This window comes from Pseudarthrobacter enclensis (genome assembly GCF_001457025.1).
In the GTDB taxonomy this organism is placed as follows: domain Bacteria; phylum Actinomycetota; class Actinomycetes; order Actinomycetales; family Micrococcaceae; genus Arthrobacter; species Arthrobacter enclensis.
Window position 1 is genome coordinate 33,540 of record NZ_KQ758607.1, and the last position, 17,344, is coordinate 50,883.

At 68.3% G+C, this 17,344-nt stretch carries 14 protein-coding genes and 1 tRNA gene; 9 read left to right on the plus strand and 6 right to left on the minus strand.

Features of this window, described 5'->3' with window-relative positions; all coding sequences use genetic code 11:
* The first annotated feature begins 9 nt into the window (after window positions 1-9).
* The 4 genes from AS031_RS20220 to AS031_RS17445 all read left to right on the plus strand — a co-directional run bounded on the left by AS031_RS20220 (window position 10) and on the right by AS031_RS17445 (window position 5,808).
* Entirely contained in the window at window positions 10-303 is a 294-nt protein-coding gene (locus AS031_RS20220) for a DUF6457 domain-containing protein (RefSeq protein WP_058269550.1), read from the plus strand.
* Complete coding sequence (locus AS031_RS17435; RefSeq protein ID WP_058269434.1) at window positions 300-1,682, plus strand: molybdopterin molybdotransferase MoeA; 1,383 nt, start codon at window positions 300-302, stop codon at window positions 1,680-1,682. The genes AS031_RS20220 and AS031_RS17435 overlap by 4 nt, the downstream gene beginning before the upstream one ends.
* 93 nt (window positions 1,683-1,775) lie before the next feature.
* Entirely contained in the window at window positions 1,776-2,654 is an 879-nt protein-coding gene (gene fdhD / locus AS031_RS17440; protein ID WP_058269435.1) for a formate dehydrogenase accessory sulfurtransferase FdhD, read from the plus strand.
* A gap of 121 nt (window positions 2,655-2,775) precedes the next feature.
* Complete coding sequence (locus tag AS031_RS17445) at window positions 2,776-5,808, plus strand: alpha-mannosidase (protein ID WP_058269436.1); 3,033 nt, start codon at window positions 2,776-2,778, stop codon at window positions 5,806-5,808.
* Between the two features lie 222 nt (window positions 5,809-6,030).
* Here AS031_RS17445 and AS031_RS17450 read toward each other — a convergent pair whose 3' ends face one another.
* The gene (locus AS031_RS17450; protein WP_058269437.1) at window positions 6,031-6,768 is read right to left on the minus strand and encodes a hypothetical protein; all 738 of its coding nucleotides are present in this window, start codon (window positions 6,766-6,768) and stop codon (window positions 6,031-6,033) included.
* Entirely contained in the window at window positions 6,765-7,502 is a 738-nt protein-coding gene (locus tag AS031_RS17455; protein ID WP_058269438.1) for a hypothetical protein, read from the minus strand. The genes AS031_RS17450 and AS031_RS17455 overlap by 4 nt, the downstream gene beginning before the upstream one ends.
* Window positions 7,503-7,739: 237 nt before the next feature.
* Between AS031_RS17455 and AS031_RS17460 the strand changes: the two genes are divergently transcribed.
* Window positions 7,740-9,395: an ABC-F family ATP-binding cassette domain-containing protein gene (locus AS031_RS17460; RefSeq protein WP_058269439.1), complete on the plus strand. Its 1,656-nt coding sequence runs from the start codon at window positions 7,740-7,742 to the stop codon at window positions 9,393-9,395.
* Between the two features lie 33 nt (window positions 9,396-9,428).
* Window positions 9,429-11,342: an ABC transporter ATP-binding protein gene (locus AS031_RS17465; RefSeq protein WP_058269440.1), complete on the plus strand. Its 1,914-nt coding sequence runs from the start codon at window positions 9,429-9,431 to the stop codon at window positions 11,340-11,342.
* A gap of 2 nt (window positions 11,343-11,344) precedes the next feature.
* Here AS031_RS17465 and AS031_RS17470 read toward each other — a convergent pair whose 3' ends face one another.
* From AS031_RS17470 to AS031_RS17480, 3 genes are all read right to left on the minus strand, one after another.
* Entirely contained in the window at window positions 11,345-11,776 is a 432-nt protein-coding gene (locus tag AS031_RS17470; RefSeq protein ID WP_058269441.1) for an NUDIX hydrolase, read from the minus strand.
* Window positions 11,773-12,222 carry a DUF6314 family protein gene (locus AS031_RS17475; RefSeq protein ID WP_058269551.1) on the minus strand — a complete coding sequence of 150 codons (450 nt, stop codon included), beginning with the start codon at window positions 12,220-12,222 and terminating at the stop codon, window positions 11,773-11,775. Before AS031_RS17475 ends, AS031_RS17470 begins: the two co-directional genes overlap by 4 nt.
* Before the next feature lies 1 nt (window position 12,223).
* Window positions 12,224-12,296: transfer RNA gene (locus tag AS031_RS17480), tRNA-Arg, on the minus strand.
* Window positions 12,297-12,379: 83 nt separating this feature from the next.
* Between AS031_RS17480 and AS031_RS17485 the strand changes: the two genes are divergently transcribed.
* Window positions 12,380-13,138: a DUF998 domain-containing protein gene (locus tag AS031_RS17485; RefSeq protein ID WP_058269442.1), complete on the plus strand. Its 759-nt coding sequence runs from the start codon at window positions 12,380-12,382 to the stop codon at window positions 13,136-13,138.
* A gap of 48 nt (window positions 13,139-13,186) precedes the next feature.
* Here AS031_RS17485 and AS031_RS17490 read toward each other — a convergent pair whose 3' ends face one another.
* A complete protein-coding gene (locus tag AS031_RS17490) occupies window positions 13,187-13,831 on the minus strand; it encodes a hypothetical protein (protein WP_058269443.1) in 645 nt (214 codons plus the stop codon).
* Window positions 13,832-13,863: 32 nt separating this feature from the next.
* Here AS031_RS17490 and AS031_RS17495 point away from each other — a divergent pair, with 32 nt between their 5' ends.
* Window positions 13,864-14,694 carry an inositol monophosphatase family protein gene (locus AS031_RS17495; protein WP_058269444.1) on the plus strand — a complete coding sequence of 277 codons (831 nt, stop codon included), beginning with the start codon at window positions 13,864-13,866 and terminating at the stop codon, window positions 14,692-14,694.
* An 83-nt stretch (window positions 14,695-14,777) separates the two neighbouring features.
* Window positions 14,778-17,282 carry a DNA helicase PcrA gene (gene pcrA / locus AS031_RS17500; protein WP_371325998.1) on the plus strand — a complete coding sequence of 835 codons (2,505 nt, stop codon included), beginning with the start codon at window positions 14,778-14,780 and terminating at the stop codon, window positions 17,280-17,282.
* The last annotated feature ends 62 nt before the right edge of the window (window positions 17,283-17,344 follow it).

The following is a 17,344-nucleotide window of genomic DNA, read 5'->3' on the forward strand; positions in this document are numbered from 1 at the left end:
AGGCATGTGGTGAAGAGCCAGGACGAAACGCTGGAGGAGTGGTGCAGGTCCCTGCTCCAGGCCTACGAACTGGAGGACGTCCAGGTGGATATCAACGCCATCCTGTCCCTCGCAGGGGTCGCGGCGCACTCCGTGGTCCGGCCCGCCGCCCCGCTCACCACCTTCATCGCCGGGTATGCGGCTGGCCTCGCCGCCGGGTCCGGCTCATCTGCAGAAGCCGGTTCCATGGACAAGGCCCTCGCGGTGGCGCGCGCGCTGGCTTCCGACTACGACGCTGAAGCCGCCGGGACCCCCGGCGAATGACAGAAGCCCCCGGACCGGAGGCAGCCTCACCCGGCCTGCCGCAGGAGGGCCAGGACCACCACCACCTGGACCACACTTGGCAGGAGGCACGGCGGGCCGCCTTTGACGCCGCCACTCCCATACCGCCAGGGCCCGTGCCCCTGCAGCATGCCCTGGGCCGGAAGCTCGAAGAGGACATCGCCGCGCGCCAGGACATGCCGCACTACGCTTCCTCCGCCATGGACGGCTGGGCGGTCAACGGCTCCGGACCCTGGATCCTGGTGGAGCCCGGCACCCGCCTGGCCCCGCACCAGGCCAGCCCCATCGTCACCGGCGGCGTCATCCCGCCCGGAGGCAAGGCTGTCCTGCGCAGCGAAAGCGCAGTCCTTGCCGAAGACGAGGACGGGCTGCCGTTGCTGGTCACCGGCGGAACCGCCCGGCCGGGCGAACCCCGCAACGGCCAGCACGTCCGCAGGGCCGGGGAGGAGGCCCATGAAGGCGATCTGCTGGTCCCGTCCGGCGTGATCCTGAATCCCGCCCACCTGGCACTGGCAGCACTGGCCGGCTACGACGAACTCCAGGTCCAGGGCAAGCCTCTGGTGCGCCTGCTGCTGACCGGAGCCGAGGTGGTGATGCACGGAGTGCCGGAGCCGGGCAAGGTGCGGGACACCTTCGGCCACCAGCTGCCGGCCGTCGTCGGAATGCTGGGCGGCATTCCGGGGGGCCAGCAGCGCATCGGCGACTCCTACGAAGAATGGCTCGGTGCACTCGAGGACGTGGTCCCCGACGATCCGGCCGGACCCGGCCAGCCGGCCGACGTCGTCATCACCACCGGCGGAACCGGACGCTCCGGCACTGACCATCTCCGACGGGCCGTTGCGGAGCTGGGTGGACGGCTGGTTGTTGACGGTGTGGCGATGCGTCCCGGGCACCCGGCGGTGCTCGCGGAACTGCCTGACGGGCGGTTCGTCCTGGGCCTGCCCGGCAACCCGCTGGCAGCCATGATGGCCCTGTGCACGCTCGGTGCGCCCCTGCTGGCGGCACTCGGACACGGCAACCTCCCTGCCGTCCAGGAGGTGGCGTCAGGAGCCCTCATCGAACCCGACCCCGGACGAACGCGGCTGATGCCCTTCCGGCTGCTGTACGGGATGGCAGCACCGGCCCAGCACACCGGGCCGGGCATGATGCGGGGGCTCGCCACTGCGGACGGCGTCATGGTGGTGCCGCCGCACGGGGTGCAGCTGGGAGAGCAGGTTCCTGCCTTCGCGCTGCCGTGGGGTCCACCCATCGCTGTGCCAACAGACCGGGACAAGCCGAAGCCGCGCAGCGGGCGCACGTCCAGGCAGGCCGGGAAGCCCGCGCCGAAAGGCCCCGTGGACTGGAGCGCGCTGCTGGACTAGCCGGCCGCTGCAGGTCCGGACGGCGGCCTCCTCCGGAGTTGAGCCGCGTCCCCGCGGTTGCGATGATGGTGGAATGAACAGGCAGGCCGGCCCATGGGACGAGTAACGCAGCGCCGCAAAGTGCATAAGTATGTACTGGACGGTTCGCCCGGTGCACTCGAATATCCGGTCCGCTACCGGGAGGATGTCCTGGCGGTAGAGGAACCGCTTGAGATCAGGCTCGGCAGCCTCTCCTACTCGGTGACCATGCGCACCCCGGGCGACGACTTCGACCTGGTGGCAGGGTTCCTGGTGTCCGAAGGCGTCATCTGGGAGCCTTCCCAGCTGGTGTCGCTGCGCTTCTGCGCCGGCGAGGACGAAAACGGTGTCCAGACCTTCAACGTGGTGGAAGCCCAGCTGCGGCCCGACGTCCCGCTCCCCGAAACCGGCCGCAACGTCTACACCTCCAGCTCCTGCGGCATCTGCGGGACCGATTCCATCGAAGCGGTGCAAAAGTCCTCGCACCACAGCCCTGCGGACGATCCCCTTGCCCTTGACGCGCACGTCCTTGCATCGCTTCCGGCGCTGCTGCGGAAGTCCCAGCGCGTCTTCGACGACACCGGGGGAGTGCACGCGGCAGGCCTCTTCCGGATCACGGACGACGGCGGCGCGGAGCTGATGTGCCTGCGTGAAGACGTGGGACGGCACAACGCCGTGGACAAGGTCGTTGGCTGGGCGCTGCGCGAAGGCCTCCTGCCGCTGCGCGGCACCGTGCTCCAGGTCTCCGGCCGGGCGTCGTTCGAGCTGGTCCAGAAAGCCGCCCAAGCCGGTATCCCGGTCCTGGCCGCCGTCAGCGCGCCGTCCAGCCTCGCCGTGGAGCTCGCAGAAGCCAGCGGCCTCACACTCGCCGGCTTCAGCCGCGGAACCAGCCTCAACGTCTACGCCGGCGCCGCCAGGATCACCGGCCCCAGGGTTCCGACCGCGGCCCCCTGAGGCCGCCGCACCACCTCCGTGCTGCGGGGCAAAGGGTTGGTTTGCCGGCCGCCAGCGGGTAGATTTGTCCACCGAATGGACACCATGGTCCAGTTCTTCCAAGCGCTAAAGAGGGCCCACATTGCATGACGACCGCAGGATCACGGAAGTCCGCCTGGCAAGGTTCGTGCGTGAGCGCATCGACCCCGCCGTCTACGGCCGGACCCTTCCACTGACCCTGAGCAGCTGGGACGTGCCGGATGAGCCGGTCCCCGCCCTGGAAGCCATGCGGCAGCAGTTCCACCCCCAGGAGCACGGTGCTGCCTGGGGACACCCCTGGAGCACCAAATGGTTCCGGCTGCAGGGCGAAGTGCCCGAGTCATGGGGCACCGGACCGGACACTGGCGTCGAAGTGGTGGTGGACCTTGGATTCACGGTGCAGACCCCCGGTTTCCAGTGCGAAGGGATCGCCTGGCGGCCGGACGGCACCATCATCAAGGCGATTTCACCCCGGAACCAGTACATCCCCCTGAAACTGCTGGGCACCGGCATGGCAGTGGATTTCTATGTGGAGGCCGCCGCCAACCCCGACCTGGCGCAGGCCTGGACCTTCGCTGCCACTCCCTACGGCGACAAAGCCTCCGCCGGGACGGCCCCGCACTACCGCCTGGGCACCATCGCGATCGCCGAGTTCAACCAGCACGTCTGGGAACTGCAACAGGACGTCTGGACCCTGGGCGGCCTGATGGAACAGCTGCCGCCGGAGCTGCCCCGCCGCCACGAAATCCTCCGCGCCCTGGAACGCATGATGGACGTGATGGACCCCGACGACGTCGCGGGAACGGCCGCAGCAGGGCGGGACCAGCTCGCGGAGGTCCTCTCGCGTCCTGCCTACGCCTCAGCGCACCAGCTGGTGGCCACTGGCCATGCCCACATCGACTCGGCCTGGCTTTGGCCGGTCCGCGAGACAGTGCGCAAGTGTGCCCGGACTTTTTCCAACGTGGTGGCACTGATGGATGAAAACCCGGACTTTGTCTTCTCCTGCTCCTCCGCGCAGCAGCTTGCCTGGATCAAGGAAGGCTACCCGGAGCTTTTCAGCAGGATCCGGGAAAAGGTCCGGGCCGGACAGTTCGTTCCGGTGGGCGGCATGTGGGTGGAGTCAGACACCAACATGCCCGGCGGCGAGGCCATGGCACGCCAGTTCATCGAGGGAAAGAGCTTCTTCCTCAACGAGTTCGGCGTCGAATGCCGGGAAGCCTGGCTTCCGGACTCGTTCGGCTACTCGGCCGCTCTTCCCCAGATCGTCAAGGCTGCCGGAAGCCGGTGGTTCCTGACACAGAAGATCTCCTGGAACCAGACCAACCGGATGCCGCACCACACGTTCAACTGGGAAGGCATCGACGGCACCCGGCTGTTCACGCATTTCCCTCCGGTGGACAGCTACAACGCCGAGCTCAGCGGCCGGGAACTCGCCCACGCGGAACGGAACTACCGGGACCACGGGCGCGGCACGGTGTCACTGGTGCCCTTCGGCTACGGCGACGGCGGCGGCGGCCCCACCCGGGAGATGCTCGCCGCCGCTGCCCGCACGGCAGACCTGGAAGGATCACCCAAGGTCCGGATCGGATCCGCCGAGAGCTTCTTCCGCCAGGCAGAGGACGAATACCCGGCGTTGCCCGTGTGGGTGGGCGAGATGTACCTGGAGCTGCACCGCGGCACCTACACCAGCCAGGCCCGGACCAAGAAGGGAAACCGGCGCTGTGAACACCTGCTCCGGGAAGCGGAACTGTGGTGCGCCACCGCCGCTGTACGGACCGGGGGAGGGTTCGCCTACCCGGCCGAGGAGCTGAAGCGGCTCTGGCGGCTGGTCCTGCTGCAGCAGTTCCACGACATCCTGCCCGGCAGCTCCATCGCCTGGGTCCACCAGGACGCCGAACGGAACTACCTGGCCATTGAGTCCGCACTTGAGGAGCTGATCAGCCAGGCGGCCGCGGCAGCACTGGGAACAGGGGAGCGAACCTTCCTGCTCAACTCCGCTCCCCACGGCCGCAGCGGGGTCCCGGCCATGGCTGCGGCGGAAGTGGAGGCGCCGGCCGGGCAGGTACGCGCCGATGCCCTCGATGGCGGCTTCGTCCTGGACAACGGGCTGGTCCGGGCTGTCATCGACGCTGACGGACTCCTGTCCTCGCTGCTGGACCACCCCTCCGGACGCGAAGCCATAGCTCCGGGACAGCGGGGGAACCTGCTGGAACTGCACCGCGACACCCCCAACGAATGGGACGCCTGGGACATCGACGAGTTCTACCGCCGGAACGTCACGCCGCTGACGCGGGCTGAATCGATCCGGCTGGAGGAAAGCCCGGGCGGTGCCGCCGTGGTGGTGGAGCGGCTGGCCGGAGCGTCACCGCTCACGCAGCGCATCAGCCTCGCCGCCGGCAGCCCGTCACTGGAGATCACGACGTCGGTGGACTGGCAGGAGCGCGAGAAGCTCCTGAAGCTGGGTTTCGCGCTGGACGTCCGCGCGGACCGGTCGGCGTCCGAAACCCAGTTCGGGCACGTCTTCCGGCCCACGCACACGAACACGTCCTGGGAAGCGGCCAAGTTTGAGATTTGCGCCCACCGCTGGATCCACGTCGGGGAACCCGGCTACGGCGTGGCGGTGTCCAACTCCTCCACCTACGGACACGACGTGTCAAGGAACATCAGGGAGTCCGACGGCGGCACCACCACCACCGTGCGGCTGTCCCTGCTGCGGGCGCCCAAGTTCCCCGACCCCCAGGCCGACCGCGGCAGCCACGAACTGACGGTGACGGTGCGCCCCGGTGCGGACATCGCCGCCGCCGTGGAAGACGGCTACCGGACCAACCTCGCACCGCGCATTGTCCGCGGTGCCGCGCCGGTGGAGGCGCTGTTCTCCGTGGACAATCCGCAGCTGGTCGTCGAAGCGGTCAAGCTGGCCGAGGACGGTTCCGGTGATGTGGTGGTGAGGCTGTACGAGTCGCTGGGCCAACGCTCGGCCGGACGGATCACGGCCAACTTCCCGGTGCGGGACGTGGCGGCCACCGACCTGCTGGAGCGGCCGGAGCAGGCACCGGGGGTTGCGCCGGACCGGGAGGGCGCAGCACTGAACCTGCGTCCTTTCCAGCTGGTGACCCTGCGGTTCTCCCGCCCCTGACGGCCGGGCCGGCAAGCCCGCCGGCGCGGCGAAAGGGCCGTTAAATAGGCTGAGTGGGGGCGGTCCCCAACGGCCGCCACCACTCATCCCCCCAATGCGTGCAAAGGCCCCCGAAGCAGGGCTGCGTCCAAGAATTTATCCCCGTTCAAAAACGCGCCGTGCCTCACCTTCACACATTCATGATTGTTTCATATTCTAATGATTTTGTGAAAGCCGTTTAGGTTACTTTTCGGTAAATGACGAGGTGCTGCCCGCACGCTTGTCCTGGCGGATCCGTGCGGCCCAAATCAGGGCCAGTCCCAGCACGAAGCACAGGACGGCCGTGTAGTTCACCACGAACTCCAGGGCACCGAGTTCCGGCGGGATGACGGGGAAGAGCAGCGAAAAGGCGATGGCCACCCCGCCCAGGCCCAGCAGGCCTGCGGCAATGCGGACCAGGACAGGAAGGCGGCCCGCCACGGCGCGCGTCATCGCCGGCAGGAGCACGAGCGAGACGAACGCAGGGTAGGCGCGTCCTGCCGCCCCGTAGTACTCCACCAGCGCATAGTTGCGGGGATCCTTGCCCGAGACGGAAACCAGCCCCGCCGAAGACCCCGCTGTGTCCATGAGCAGGAAGACTACGACCACCAGGGCGGAGAAGATCAACAGGGCGAGCCTGCCCGTCCTGCCGGTGATCAACCGATATGCGCCGGTGGCGCCAAAAGCTTTGGAGATGCGGATGCCCAGGAAGAAGATGGCGCCAAAGATCACAAACCGCAGCAGCAGGTTGGCCATGTTGATGCCACCCATCGCCTGGTCGATGGCGACGTAGGGTTTCTCGATGCTGAGCAGGATGGCCAGCGCCATCAAGGCGAAAATGTAGAACAGCGAGGTATTCCGGCCCTTCAGGGCTTCGGGAATACGGGCGACGGCTACCAGGCCGCATACTGCCAGTGTGGTCCACTGCAGGATTTCGATCATCCCAGGTTCTCCCAGATCTTTTCCGTCTGCGCCTGGTCCTGTTCCTGGCGGCGCAGGACCTTGCCCAATGCCTGAAGCCTGTCGCCGGCCAAGGCGGTCAGGTCGCCGTCGGACATGCTGTCCAGGGCGTCCTGGCGGGCGCCGGGCGGCCAGCCCGCCTCCTCCTCGGTGACCAGGCCGGTGGCCACCAGGCCGCCGGCCGGTCCGACCCCGGCTGCCAGGGCCGTGGCCACCGCCAGCTCAGGGGTGAGCCTGTTGGCCGTCAACTGGGCCGAGTAATTCTGTGGTGCGATTCCGGTGGCAGCGGAGACCCGATGCCGGACCTCGCCGTCGTCGATGGCATCCACCCAGTTCTTGACCGACGTGGCGTGCGGGGCGGGGCTGAGCGGCGCGGGCGCTGCTTCTTCGCGGCCGAAGGCACCCATGGCCGGCCGTGCCAGGACGGCGCGCAGGAGGTCCGCCGTGGAAACCTGGCTGACCAGTTCGCACCGCGTGGGCGGCTGCGGCGGCCCGGCCAGGACGCGGTAGGCCTCGAACTCCCCGAGCGCACTCACGGGGTTGATGTTGTAGGCCCGGCTGATGCTCACGACGGTGCTGACCGACACCTTGCCGCGCACCAGCTGCTGGGCAAGGGTGGTCCGCTTGATTCCGGAGACCCGGCAGACATCTGCCGTGCTGGCATCAGGGGCGATGCCTTGCAGCCAGCGCTGGAACGCCTTGGCGGAAAGGGTCATGGAATGCTCTCTGCTGAACGGACAGTACGTCGATTTTACCGCGCCGGCCGGCCCCGATTTTACCCCTGCACCTGTTTCGACTATGCTTGATGGTCGAGCCCGTTGGTCCGTACACCCCCCAAGTCCGGACCAGCGGGTTCTTTCATGCCCGCAGAATGCCCCGCCTTCCCCGGCGCGGGATCCGGGCCTGCCCCTGCACGGCGGCGCATGGCACCGCGCGGGTGAAAGGACGCACCAATGACCGCGACCCTCGTTGCCAAGGACATCTCCGGCGGCCACGGACACCGCAGGCTGTTCGAAAGCCTCTCCTTCACCGTCGCACCCGGGGATGTCATAGGGGTGGTGGGAGCCAACGGCGCCGGCAAGTCCACGCTTTTGCGCCTCCTCGCCGGCGTGGACCAGCCCCAGGCGGGGTCGGTCAGCCTGGCACCCTCCGACGCTTTTGTGGGCTGGCTGCCCCAGGAGCACGAACGCGTGGCCGGCGAGACCGTAGCGGGGTACATCACCCGCCGGACGGGATGCGCACAGGCCACGAAGGACATGGAAACCACCGCGGAGGCACTGGGCTCGGGTGCGCCCGGGGCTGATGACGCCTACTCCCGGGCCTTTGACCGGTGGATGGCTTCAGGTGCCGCCGACCTCGACGAACGCATGCCCGGCGTCCTGGCCGGGCTGGGCCTGGACACGGGAGCGGACGCCCTGATGACCGGGCTTTCCGGCGGCCAGGCCGCCCGGGTGGCGCTCGCCGCGCTCCTGCTGAGCCGCTTCGACGTGGTGCTCCTGGACGAGCCCACCAATGACCTGGACCTCGCCGGGCTCGCCACCCTGGAGGAATTCGTCACCGGCCTGCGAGGCGGCGTGGTTCTCGTCAGCCACGACCGGGAGTTCCTGGCCCGCTGCGTCACCACCGTCGTGGAGCTGGACCTGGCCCAGAACGCAGTGGCCGTGTACGACGGCGGCTACGATGCCTTCCTGGAAGAACGCGCCGTTGCGCGCCGCCACGCCCGGGAACGGTATGAAGAGTTCGCAGCCACCAAGGCGGACCTGGTGTCCCGGGCCCGGACCCAGCGGGAATGGAGCTCGCAGGGCGTGCGGAACGCCATGAAGAAGAACCCGGACAATGACAAAATCCGGCGCGCGGCCAGCGTCGAGTCCTCGGAGAAGCAGGCCCAGAAAGTCCGGCAGATGGAATCCCGGATCGCCCGGCTGGAAACGGTGGAGGAGCCCCGCAAGGAATGGCAGCTCCAGTTCTCCATCGGCCAGGCGCCACGGTCCAGCTCAGTGGTGTCCACACTCCGTGATGCTGTCCTCCGGCAGGGCGACTTCACCCTCGGGCCCGTGAACCTGCAGCTCAACGCAGGAGAACGGATCGGCATTACCGGACCCAACGGCGCCGGGAAGTCCACCCTGCTCCGGCTGCTGCTGGGGGCGGTGGAACCGGACTCCGGCAACGCGGCCATGGGCGCCTCAGTTGCCGTAGGCGAAATCGACCAGGCACGCGGCCTGCTGCCCGGGCACCTTCCGCTCGCTGCCGCCGTCGAACACGTCCTGCCGGACATGGGCCAGGCGGACGTCCGGACGCTGCTGGCCAAGTTCGGGCTGAAGGCGGACCACACGTCGCGGACCGTTGATTCCCTCTCGCCGGGCGAGCGGACCAGGGCTGCCCTGGCTCTGCTCCAGGCCCGCGGCGTGAACCTGCTGGTCCTGGACGAACCCACCAACCACCTGGACCTTCCGGCCATTGAACAGCTCGAAGAGGCGCTCGAAAGCTACGACGGCGCGCTGCTCCTGGTCACCCACGACCGCAGGCTCCTCGAGAACGTGCGCCTGGATGTACGTTGGAATGTCGACAACGGCCGGGTGGTTGAAGAGCGGGTCGGCAGCAATAACTGAAGCACCACTACACACGAACGCGGAGCAGCACACATGAGCATGGATCGGGTTGCCTGGGGATCCCTCCACACCATCACCCGGGCCAAGAGCGGCTCCAAGCCGTTCTCCAAGGCCACCCTGAAGCGTGTCATGGCATTCGCCCGCCCGTACCGGGTCAAGCTGCTGGCCTTCGTGGGCATGTCCGTGGCCATGGCCTTCCTGGCCGTTGCCACCCCGGTCCTGGCCGGGCAGGTGGTGGACGCCATCGTGGCCAAGGCCGACTCCGCCGAGGTGATCCGGCTGGCCCTCCTCATCGCCGCGGTTGCCGTCGCCGAAGCGGGTTTCGGGCTGCTGAACCGGTGGTTGTCCTCCAACATCGGCGAAGGCGTGATCGTGGACCTGCGCACCCGCGTGTTCGACCACGTCCAGAAGATGCCCATTGCGTTCTTCACCCGGACCCGCACGGGAGCCCTGGTCAGCCGCCTGAACAACGACGTGATCGGTGCGCAGTCGGCCTTTGCCGGCACCCTGTCCGGCGTGGTGAGCAACATTGTGGCCCTCATCCTGACCCTCATCGTCATGCTCGGCACCTCCTGGCAGGTGACTGTCCTGGCCATGGTCCTGCTGCCGGTGTTCCTCATCCCGGCCCGGCGCATGGGGTCGCGGCTCGCTGACCTGCGCCGCGAAGCGGCCGAGCACAACGCCGCCATGAGCACCCAAATGACGGAGCGGTTCTCCGCCCCCGGCGCCACCCTGGTGAAGCTGTTCGGCCGGCCCGACGAAGAGTCCCGGGAATTCGCCGTCCGTGCCGGCCGCGTGCGTGACATCGGGATCCGCACCGCGATGCTGCAGTTCACCTTCGTGACGGCGCTGACGCTGGTGTCCGCCCTTGCGCTGGCGCTCGTGTACGGCCTGGGCGGCTGGTTCGCGATCACCGGGCAGCTGGCCGCCGGCGACGTGGTGGTGCTTGCCCTCCTGCTGACCCGCCTCTACGCCCCGCTCACGGCGTTGTCCAACGCCAGGGTGGAAGTCATGAGCGCCCTGGTCAGCTTTGAGCGGGTCTTCGAAATCCTCGACCTGCAGCCGCTGATCCGCGAGAAGGAGGACGCCCGCGCGGTGCCGGCTGGTCCCGTCTCGGTGGAGTTCGACGACGTCCGGTTCGCCTACCCGTCCGCGGACAAGGTGTCGCTCGCCTCGCTGGAAGAGGTGGCCACCCTGGACACCCGCGGCGGGGAAGAGGTGCTGCACGGCATCAGCTTCCGGGTGGAGCCGGGCCAGACCGTGGCCCTGGTGGGCTCCTCCGGTGCCGGAAAGTCCACCATCGCCCAGCTGCTGTCCCGCCTGTACGACGTCGACTCCGGCGTGGTCCGCCTGGGCGGCAGCACGCCCGGAACGGGGCTGGACATCCGCGACGCCACGTTCGAATCGCTCCGCGACACCATGGGGATGGTCACGCAGGACGGCCACCTCTTCCACGAGACCATCGCCTCCAACCTGCGCCTGGCCAAGCCGGACGCCACGGAGCACGACATATGGGAGGCCATCCGGAAGGCACGGCTCGAATCGATGATCCGTGCCCTGCCCGATGGCCTGGACACGGTGGTGGGGGAGCGCGGCTACCGGCTGTCCGGCGGCGAACGCCAGCGGCTCACGATCGCCCGGCTGTTGATCGGCCATCCGAGGGTCGTCATCCTGGACGAGGCGACCGCGGCGCTGGACTCCACGAACGAGGCCGCCGTCCAGGCTGCCCTGGGCGCCGCGCTGGAAGGACGGACCGCCGTCGTGATTGCGCACCGGCTCTCCACCATCCGGGCCGCTGACGCCATCCTGGTGGTGGAAGACGGGCGGATCGTGGAGCGCGGGACGCACAGCGAACTGTTGGCGGCAGAGGGCCGCTACGCGGAGCTTTACCGGACCCAGTTCGCCGAGGCCGCGGCCGTGGCCCAGGACGCGGTCCCGGAACTGTAGCGTTACCCTTCTGCCGGGTCCGCCGCAGGGTCCGCCAGGACTGGCAGGATGTGGTCCGTCAGCAGGGGCGCGAGGTCGCCGGGCAGGGCGGCACTGTCCGCCCCGTCGATGGGCAGCCAGCGGATCTCGGCGATCTCCGCCGACGGGTGCGCCTCCCAGGTCCCTGAAGCCACGTAGACGGTTGCCTCGATGTCGGTGTCGGCCTCGTTGGCGGCGTCGGCGATCCAGACCCCCAGCAGCCGGAGGTCCTGCGGGGGGATGGCGATGCCCACCTCCTCCTGCAGTTCGCGGGACGCCGCCTGGACGGCGGTTTCGCCGGGTTCGGGTTTGCCGCCCGGGTGCATGAACATGCCGGTGCCGCGTTTGCGGACGGTAAGCAGGCGGCCGGCGGCGTCGAACACGCAGACGGCGGACACCACGATCCTGTGCTTCATGCGGTTGCGCTCCGGGTCAGGTGCGAGGTCAGCAGCAGGTCCTTTCGGGGTCCGGCCACGTCCCAGCTGTAGCTGAACCGGTCCGGACCCTCGAAGGCATAGGCCACGCGGTAGGTATCCGGATCGCACCAGTGGTTGTCCAGGTTGGCCTCCGGGCTGAAACTCATGTGGTGGAACGGGCGCCCGTCCGGGAAGAAGACCGCCATTTCCTCCGGACGGCTGCCGGACCTGAGGACGTAGTCACGGGTGGCGGGTCCGGTGAAGGTGGGCCAGCGCATGGTGCCTTCCTCATGCAGGTCCAGGCCGCCGTCGGGCGTTGGCGTGAAGAGGACGACGCCGGAAAAGGTTCCGCGGGTGCCGGACGCCCGGTCCAGCAGGTCCCGTTCGACGGTCCACCGGCCGGCGAGATAGGCGCGCAGGTCAAACGCGGGGGACCGGTCATTCAAGTGCCCTCGATTGGAATCGAACCAACGACACCGGCTTTAGGAGAGCCGTGCTCTATCCACTGAGCTACGAGGGCGGGCATCCAGGGGACCGGCGGGGCCGGTCCGGACGGACACGCATACCAGCATACAAGGTGTGGGGCCGTACTACGCTCAAGGCATGAGTTCAGCCCCGTCCGCCGCGCCCGCTGCCGCTTTCGTCCCGGACACCGCGTCCACGCGGCAGTACATCGGCGCGTGGTCCGTGTTGAGCGTGCTGCAGTATTTCGCGGCGGAGGCCGCGGTGGTCATGGCCTGGGCCGGGCCGCGGCCGTACGACCTGCGGACCGGCTACATCAGCGACCTCGGTGCGCTCAACTGCGGCATCTACGACGGGCGGCAGGTGTGTTCGCCGCTGAACTGGCTGATGAACGCCTCGTTCGTGGTCCAGGGGCTGGGGATGATCCTGGGGGCGGTGCTGCTGACGTCCGGCCTGCTGTGCGTCGCCGCCCGCCCCGGAGCAACGGTGCAGCCGGGCCGCCGCAGGCCCTGGTTTGCGGCGGCAGCCGTGCGGGTGCTGAGCGGCGCCGCCGGCGCCGGGACAGTGGTCGTGGGGTTGGTGCCCGAGGACGCAGGATCACCCTGGCACTTCATCGGGGCGGTCACGTACTTCCTCACCGGGGCGGCGGCCCTGCTGGTGCTGGGAGTGCTGTGGCTCCGCAAGACCCGGATGGCCTGGTTCATCCTCGCCTGCGGCGCAGTGTCGCTGGCCGCGCTCGCCACCGGCGGCCTGACCGGGATGGCGGTTCCCGAACCCGGCACGCTGGAACGGCTGATGGGCTACCCGGTCACGGTGGGCATGGCCATGGCCGGCATCGTGATCGCGCGCCGCGTGCACCGGCACCGGAAACACCTGAGGGCTTCAGCGATTGCTCCGTAACTGCCGTTTTGGGGGTCCAAAAGGGCAGTTACGGAGCAACGGTTAGCGTCAACCGGCCTTCGCGGCCGTTGCTGCCTTGCGTTTCCGCGTTCCCATGACCACGGCCGCCGCTCCTGCGATGAGGCTCAGGACCAGCAGGACCCAGCCGGCAATGGTGAGGCCGGACGCCAAAGCCACCTGTCCGGCGTCGGGCGCCTCCGCGGCCAGCACGCCGTCAACGGCCACGTTGGCCCACAACCGGACCACGACAAACAGCAGCGGCAGCGCCCACAGCACCCAGCGCAGCGCCTTCCGGGCCACGTTGGTGCCGATCAGCAGCAGCCAGGTGAACCCGAAGATCAGCGGAAACAGGGTGCCCGCAGTCTTGTGCACGTAGTTGAGCTGGCCGCGGGCATCGTCATCCATGACGCCGCGCAGTTCAGAGATGTACGCGGCGTCGAAGCCGCCCACCAGGGAATCGGGCATCGGCCGGCCGCTGGTCAGCTGGGTGAGCTGGTCCAGGGCCAGCAAATGCAGGTACCAGAAGAGGAACAGGCTGGCCACCACGCCGGCGATCAGGATCAGGTTGCTGTTGCCCTGTGCCTTCTCCGGGGTGCGGGCGGTGGTGGGGTTCAGCACCGGGGGGAGGTGGTGCTGCGGCACCGCCGCCTTCGCGCCGTGCTTCTTGATCCGCTGGGCAGGGGTTTTGGCCATGGCTCCATTATCCCGCCCCCTAGACTGAAGCCATGACCATCGGCCGACACAGCGCAGCTGACCTTGACCCCGCACTTGACGATTACCAGCTCGCGGCAGCTCTGGTCCGGGAAGCCGGGCAACTGGCCCTCCTCATGCGGATGGCGGGCCTGCAGTCGCGGCAGAAGACCTCGGTCTCGGACGTGGTGACCGCAGCGGACCACGCGGCGGAGGAATACGTGCTGGAGCAGCTGCGCCGTTGCCGCCCCGGGGACGGCATCCTGGGGGAGGAGGGCGCCTCCGTGGCAGGAACCAGCGGCCGGACCTGGGTCATCGATCCGGTGGACGGCACCTACAACTTCCTGCACGGTTCCACCTACTGGTGCTCGGCGATCGCGCTCAAGGACGAACGCGACGTGCTGCTGGGGGCCATCTTCCAGCCTGAGGAGGACAAGTTGTGGCTGGGCGGCACCAGCCGTCCCGCCACGCTCAACGGAGACACCCTCACCGCCTACCGCGACAACCACGGGGAACGCAACGCAACCCCGGCCGCCCAACTGGGCGCCGCCACCTACATCCACCCCACCTGGCTGATGGACCCGCTCTGCGCCATGCCCTGGCACGCCGCAGCAACCTCCGCGGCAGCGCTGCGCATGCTCGGTTCAGGCTCCTGCGACCTGGGCAGGGTGGCCGACGGGCAGCTCGGCTGCTGGTTCCAGCACAGCTGCCCCGAGTGGGACTGGCTCCCCGGCAAGGCGATTGTCCGTGCCGCCGGCGGCGCCGTGGACACCGTCCGCGTCAACGGCCTGGAGTGGTTCATGGCGGGAGGAACGACGGCGGTCCGCGAGTTGCGTGCCGCGCTTGAATCCGGCTCGGTGGCCTGAGTCCGTCCCGGTTTCCGGCAGCGTCATCCACAGGCCGGGAGTGGGTGTCGGTCCCACCGCCTAGACTTGTAGGCACCATGGATATGTTGTTTGACCCGTACTCTGACGGACCGTTCAAGGCTGCCCCCGCCACCGCTGCCCGCACCAGGACCAGCCCGGAAGGCGTGGCAACTGCGGCAGGACCGGGCGGCATGGTGCCCGGCGGGCACTCCGCGGACCAGCACGGGTCCGGACAGCGCCACGGCGGACGCATTGACCCCGGCAAACTCCTGGAGGGGCTGAACCCGCAGCAGGAAGAAGCCGTCAAACACGCCGGATCAGCCCTGCTGATCGTGGCAGGTGCCGGATCAGGCAAAACGCGCGTGCTCAGTAACCGCATCGCCTACCTGATTGCCACCGGCCGCGCCCACCACGGGGAAATCCTGGCCATCACCTTCACCAACAAGGCGGCTGCCGAGATGCGCGAACGCATCGAGGCGCTGGTGGGAGGCCGGGCCAAAATCATGTGGATCTCCACGTTCCACTCGTCCTGCGTGCGCATCCTCCGCCAGGAGGCCGCCAACGTGGGGCTGAAGTCCAACTTCTCCATCTACGACTCCGCCGACTCGCTGCGCCTGGTCACGCAGGTGTCAAAGGCCCTGGACCTGGACCCCAAGAAGTTCGCGCCCAAGGCCATCCAGCACAAGATCTCGGCGCTCAAGAACGAGCTCATCGACGCCGATTCCTACGCCTCCGCCGCGAACTACAACGATCCGTTCGAACAGGCCGTGGCGGATGTCTACAAGGGATACACGCAGCGGCTCCGCCAGGCCAACGCCATGGACTTCGACGACCTCATCGCCGAAACCGTCTACATGTTCCGGGCGTTCCCGGCGCTCGCAGAGTCCTACCGGCGGCGGTTCCGCCACGTCCTGGTGGACGAGTACCAGGACACCAACCACGCCCAGTACGCGCTGGTCCGCGAAATCGTGGGTGAAGGCCCGGGGGCGTCGGAGCTGACCGTGGTGGGCGACTCCGACCAGTCCATCTACGCCTTCCGCGGCGCCGACATCCGCAATATCGTGGAGTTCGAGAAGGACTACCCTGAGGCGCACACCATCAAGCTGGAGCAGAACTACCGCTCCACCCAAAACATCCTCACCGCCGCCAACTCCGTCATTTCGCGGAACCCCAACCGGCCCGAGAAACGGCTGTGGACGGCCGAAGGGGAAGGCCACAAGATCATCGGGTATGTCGGCGAAAACGAGCACGACGAAGCCCAGTTCATTGCCAAGGAGATCGACCGGCTCCAGGACGAGGAAAACCTCCGCCCCGGGGACGTCGCCATTTTCTACCGCACCAACGCCCAGTCCCGCTCCATTGAAGACGTACTGGTACGGGTCGGCCTCCCGTACAAGGTGGTGGGCGGCACCCGGTTCTACGAGCGCAAGGAAATCAAGGACGCCCTCGCGTACCTGCGCGTCCTGGTCAACCCGGACGACGACGTCAACCTGCGCCGGGTGCTCAACGAGCCAAAGCGCGGGATCGGCGACCGCGCGGAAGGCGCCGTGGCGGCGCTGGCGCAGCGGGAACGCATTTCCTTCATGGCCGCGGCACGCCGGGCCGACCAGGCACCGGCCATGGCCACCCGGTCGGTCAACGCTGTCCTGGGCTTCGTGAAGCTGCTGGACGACCTCGCCGAAGTTGCTGCGGGTTCCGGAGCAGCCGCCGCACTGGAAGCGGTCCTGGAGCAGACCGGCTACCTGGCCGCGCTGCGTTCCAGCACCGACCCCCAGGACGAGTCCAGGGTGGAAAACCTTGCCGAGCTCGTGGCAGTGGTCCGCGAATACGAACGCGACAACCCGGAAGGCTCCCTGGAGGCCTTCTTGGAACAGGTGTCCCTGGTGGCGGATGCGGACCAGATCCCGGATGCGCCGGGGGCCGACATCGATTCCGCCGTCGCGGAGGCAAAACGGCTGGGCGTGGTGACCCTGATGACGCTGCATACGGCCAAGGGCCTGGAATTCCCCGTGGTGTTCCTGACCGGCATGGAACACGGACTCTTCCCGCACCAGCGCTCTGCCACGGACCCCAAGGAACTCGCCGAGGAACGCCGGCTCGCCTACGTAGGCCTGACGCGCGCCCGAAAGCGCCTGTACGTCACACGGTCCGAGGTCCGGAGCATGTGGGGCCAGAGCCAGTACAACCCTGCCAGCCAGTTCCTCGAGGAAATACCCGCGGACCTGCTGGACTGGAAACGCGAAGGGACCACCAGGCAGGCGGGCAGTTGGGGCGGCGGATCGATAAGCTCCGGCCGTTACAGCGGCTCCTTCTGGGGTGCAGGCACCGCCCGCGGAACAGGAGCCGACCCCTCGGCAGGCTTCAACGCGGACGTCCCGGCGGCCATTGCACGGAACCGGGTGCAGCCGCAAAAGGAGATTATCGCCGTCAGCGTGGGGGACAAGGTCAACCACACCAGCTTCGGCAATGGCACCGTGCTGGCGGTGGAAGGTGCGGGTGACAAGACCGTGGCCAAGGTGAAGTTCGACGTCGGGGAGAAGCGCCTGCTGCTGCGTTACGCGCCGCTCACCAAGCTCGACGCGCAGTAGGCTTCAAAGCCCCCGCGGAGGAACCCGGCGGCGCCGCCGGCATTGTGGAAGGCGCCGGGCCG

Excerpts from the sequence above, each read along its gene's own strand:
- AS031_RS17485 (WP_058269442.1), top strand. The coding sequence starts at position 12,380 with ATGAGTTCAGCCCCGTCCGCCGCGCCCGCTGCCGCTTTCGTCCCGGAC.
- AS031_RS17435 (WP_058269434.1), top strand. The coding sequence starts at position 300 with ATGACAGAAGCCCCCGGACCGGAGGCAGCCTCACCCGGCCTGCCGCAG.
- AS031_RS17490 (WP_058269443.1), bottom strand. The coding sequence starts at position 13,831 with ATGGCCAAAACCCCTGCCCAGCGGATCAAGAAGCACGGCGCGAAGGCG.
- AS031_RS17465 (WP_058269440.1), top strand. The coding sequence starts at position 9,429 with ATGAGCATGGATCGGGTTGCCTGGGGATCCCTCCACACCATCACCCGG.
- AS031_RS17460 (WP_058269439.1), top strand. The coding sequence starts at position 7,740 with ATGACCGCGACCCTCGTTGCCAAGGACATCTCCGGCGGCCACGGACAC.
- AS031_RS17470 (WP_058269441.1), bottom strand. The coding sequence starts at position 11,776 with ATGAAGCACAGGATCGTGGTGTCCGCCGTCTGCGTGTTCGACGCCGCC.
- AS031_RS17495 (WP_058269444.1), top strand. The coding sequence starts at position 13,864 with ATGACCATCGGCCGACACAGCGCAGCTGACCTTGACCCCGCACTTGAC.
- pcrA (WP_371325998.1), top strand. The coding sequence starts at position 14,778 with ATGTTGTTTGACCCGTACTCTGACGGACCGTTCAAGGCTGCCCCCGCC.
- AS031_RS17450 (WP_058269437.1), bottom strand. The coding sequence starts at position 6,768 with ATGATCGAAATCCTGCAGTGGACCACACTGGCAGTATGCGGCCTGGTA.
- AS031_RS17455 (WP_058269438.1), bottom strand. The coding sequence starts at position 7,502 with ATGACCCTTTCCGCCAAGGCGTTCCAGCGCTGGCTGCAAGGCATCGCC.
- fdhD (WP_058269435.1), top strand. The coding sequence starts at position 1,776 with ATGGGACGAGTAACGCAGCGCCGCAAAGTGCATAAGTATGTACTGGAC.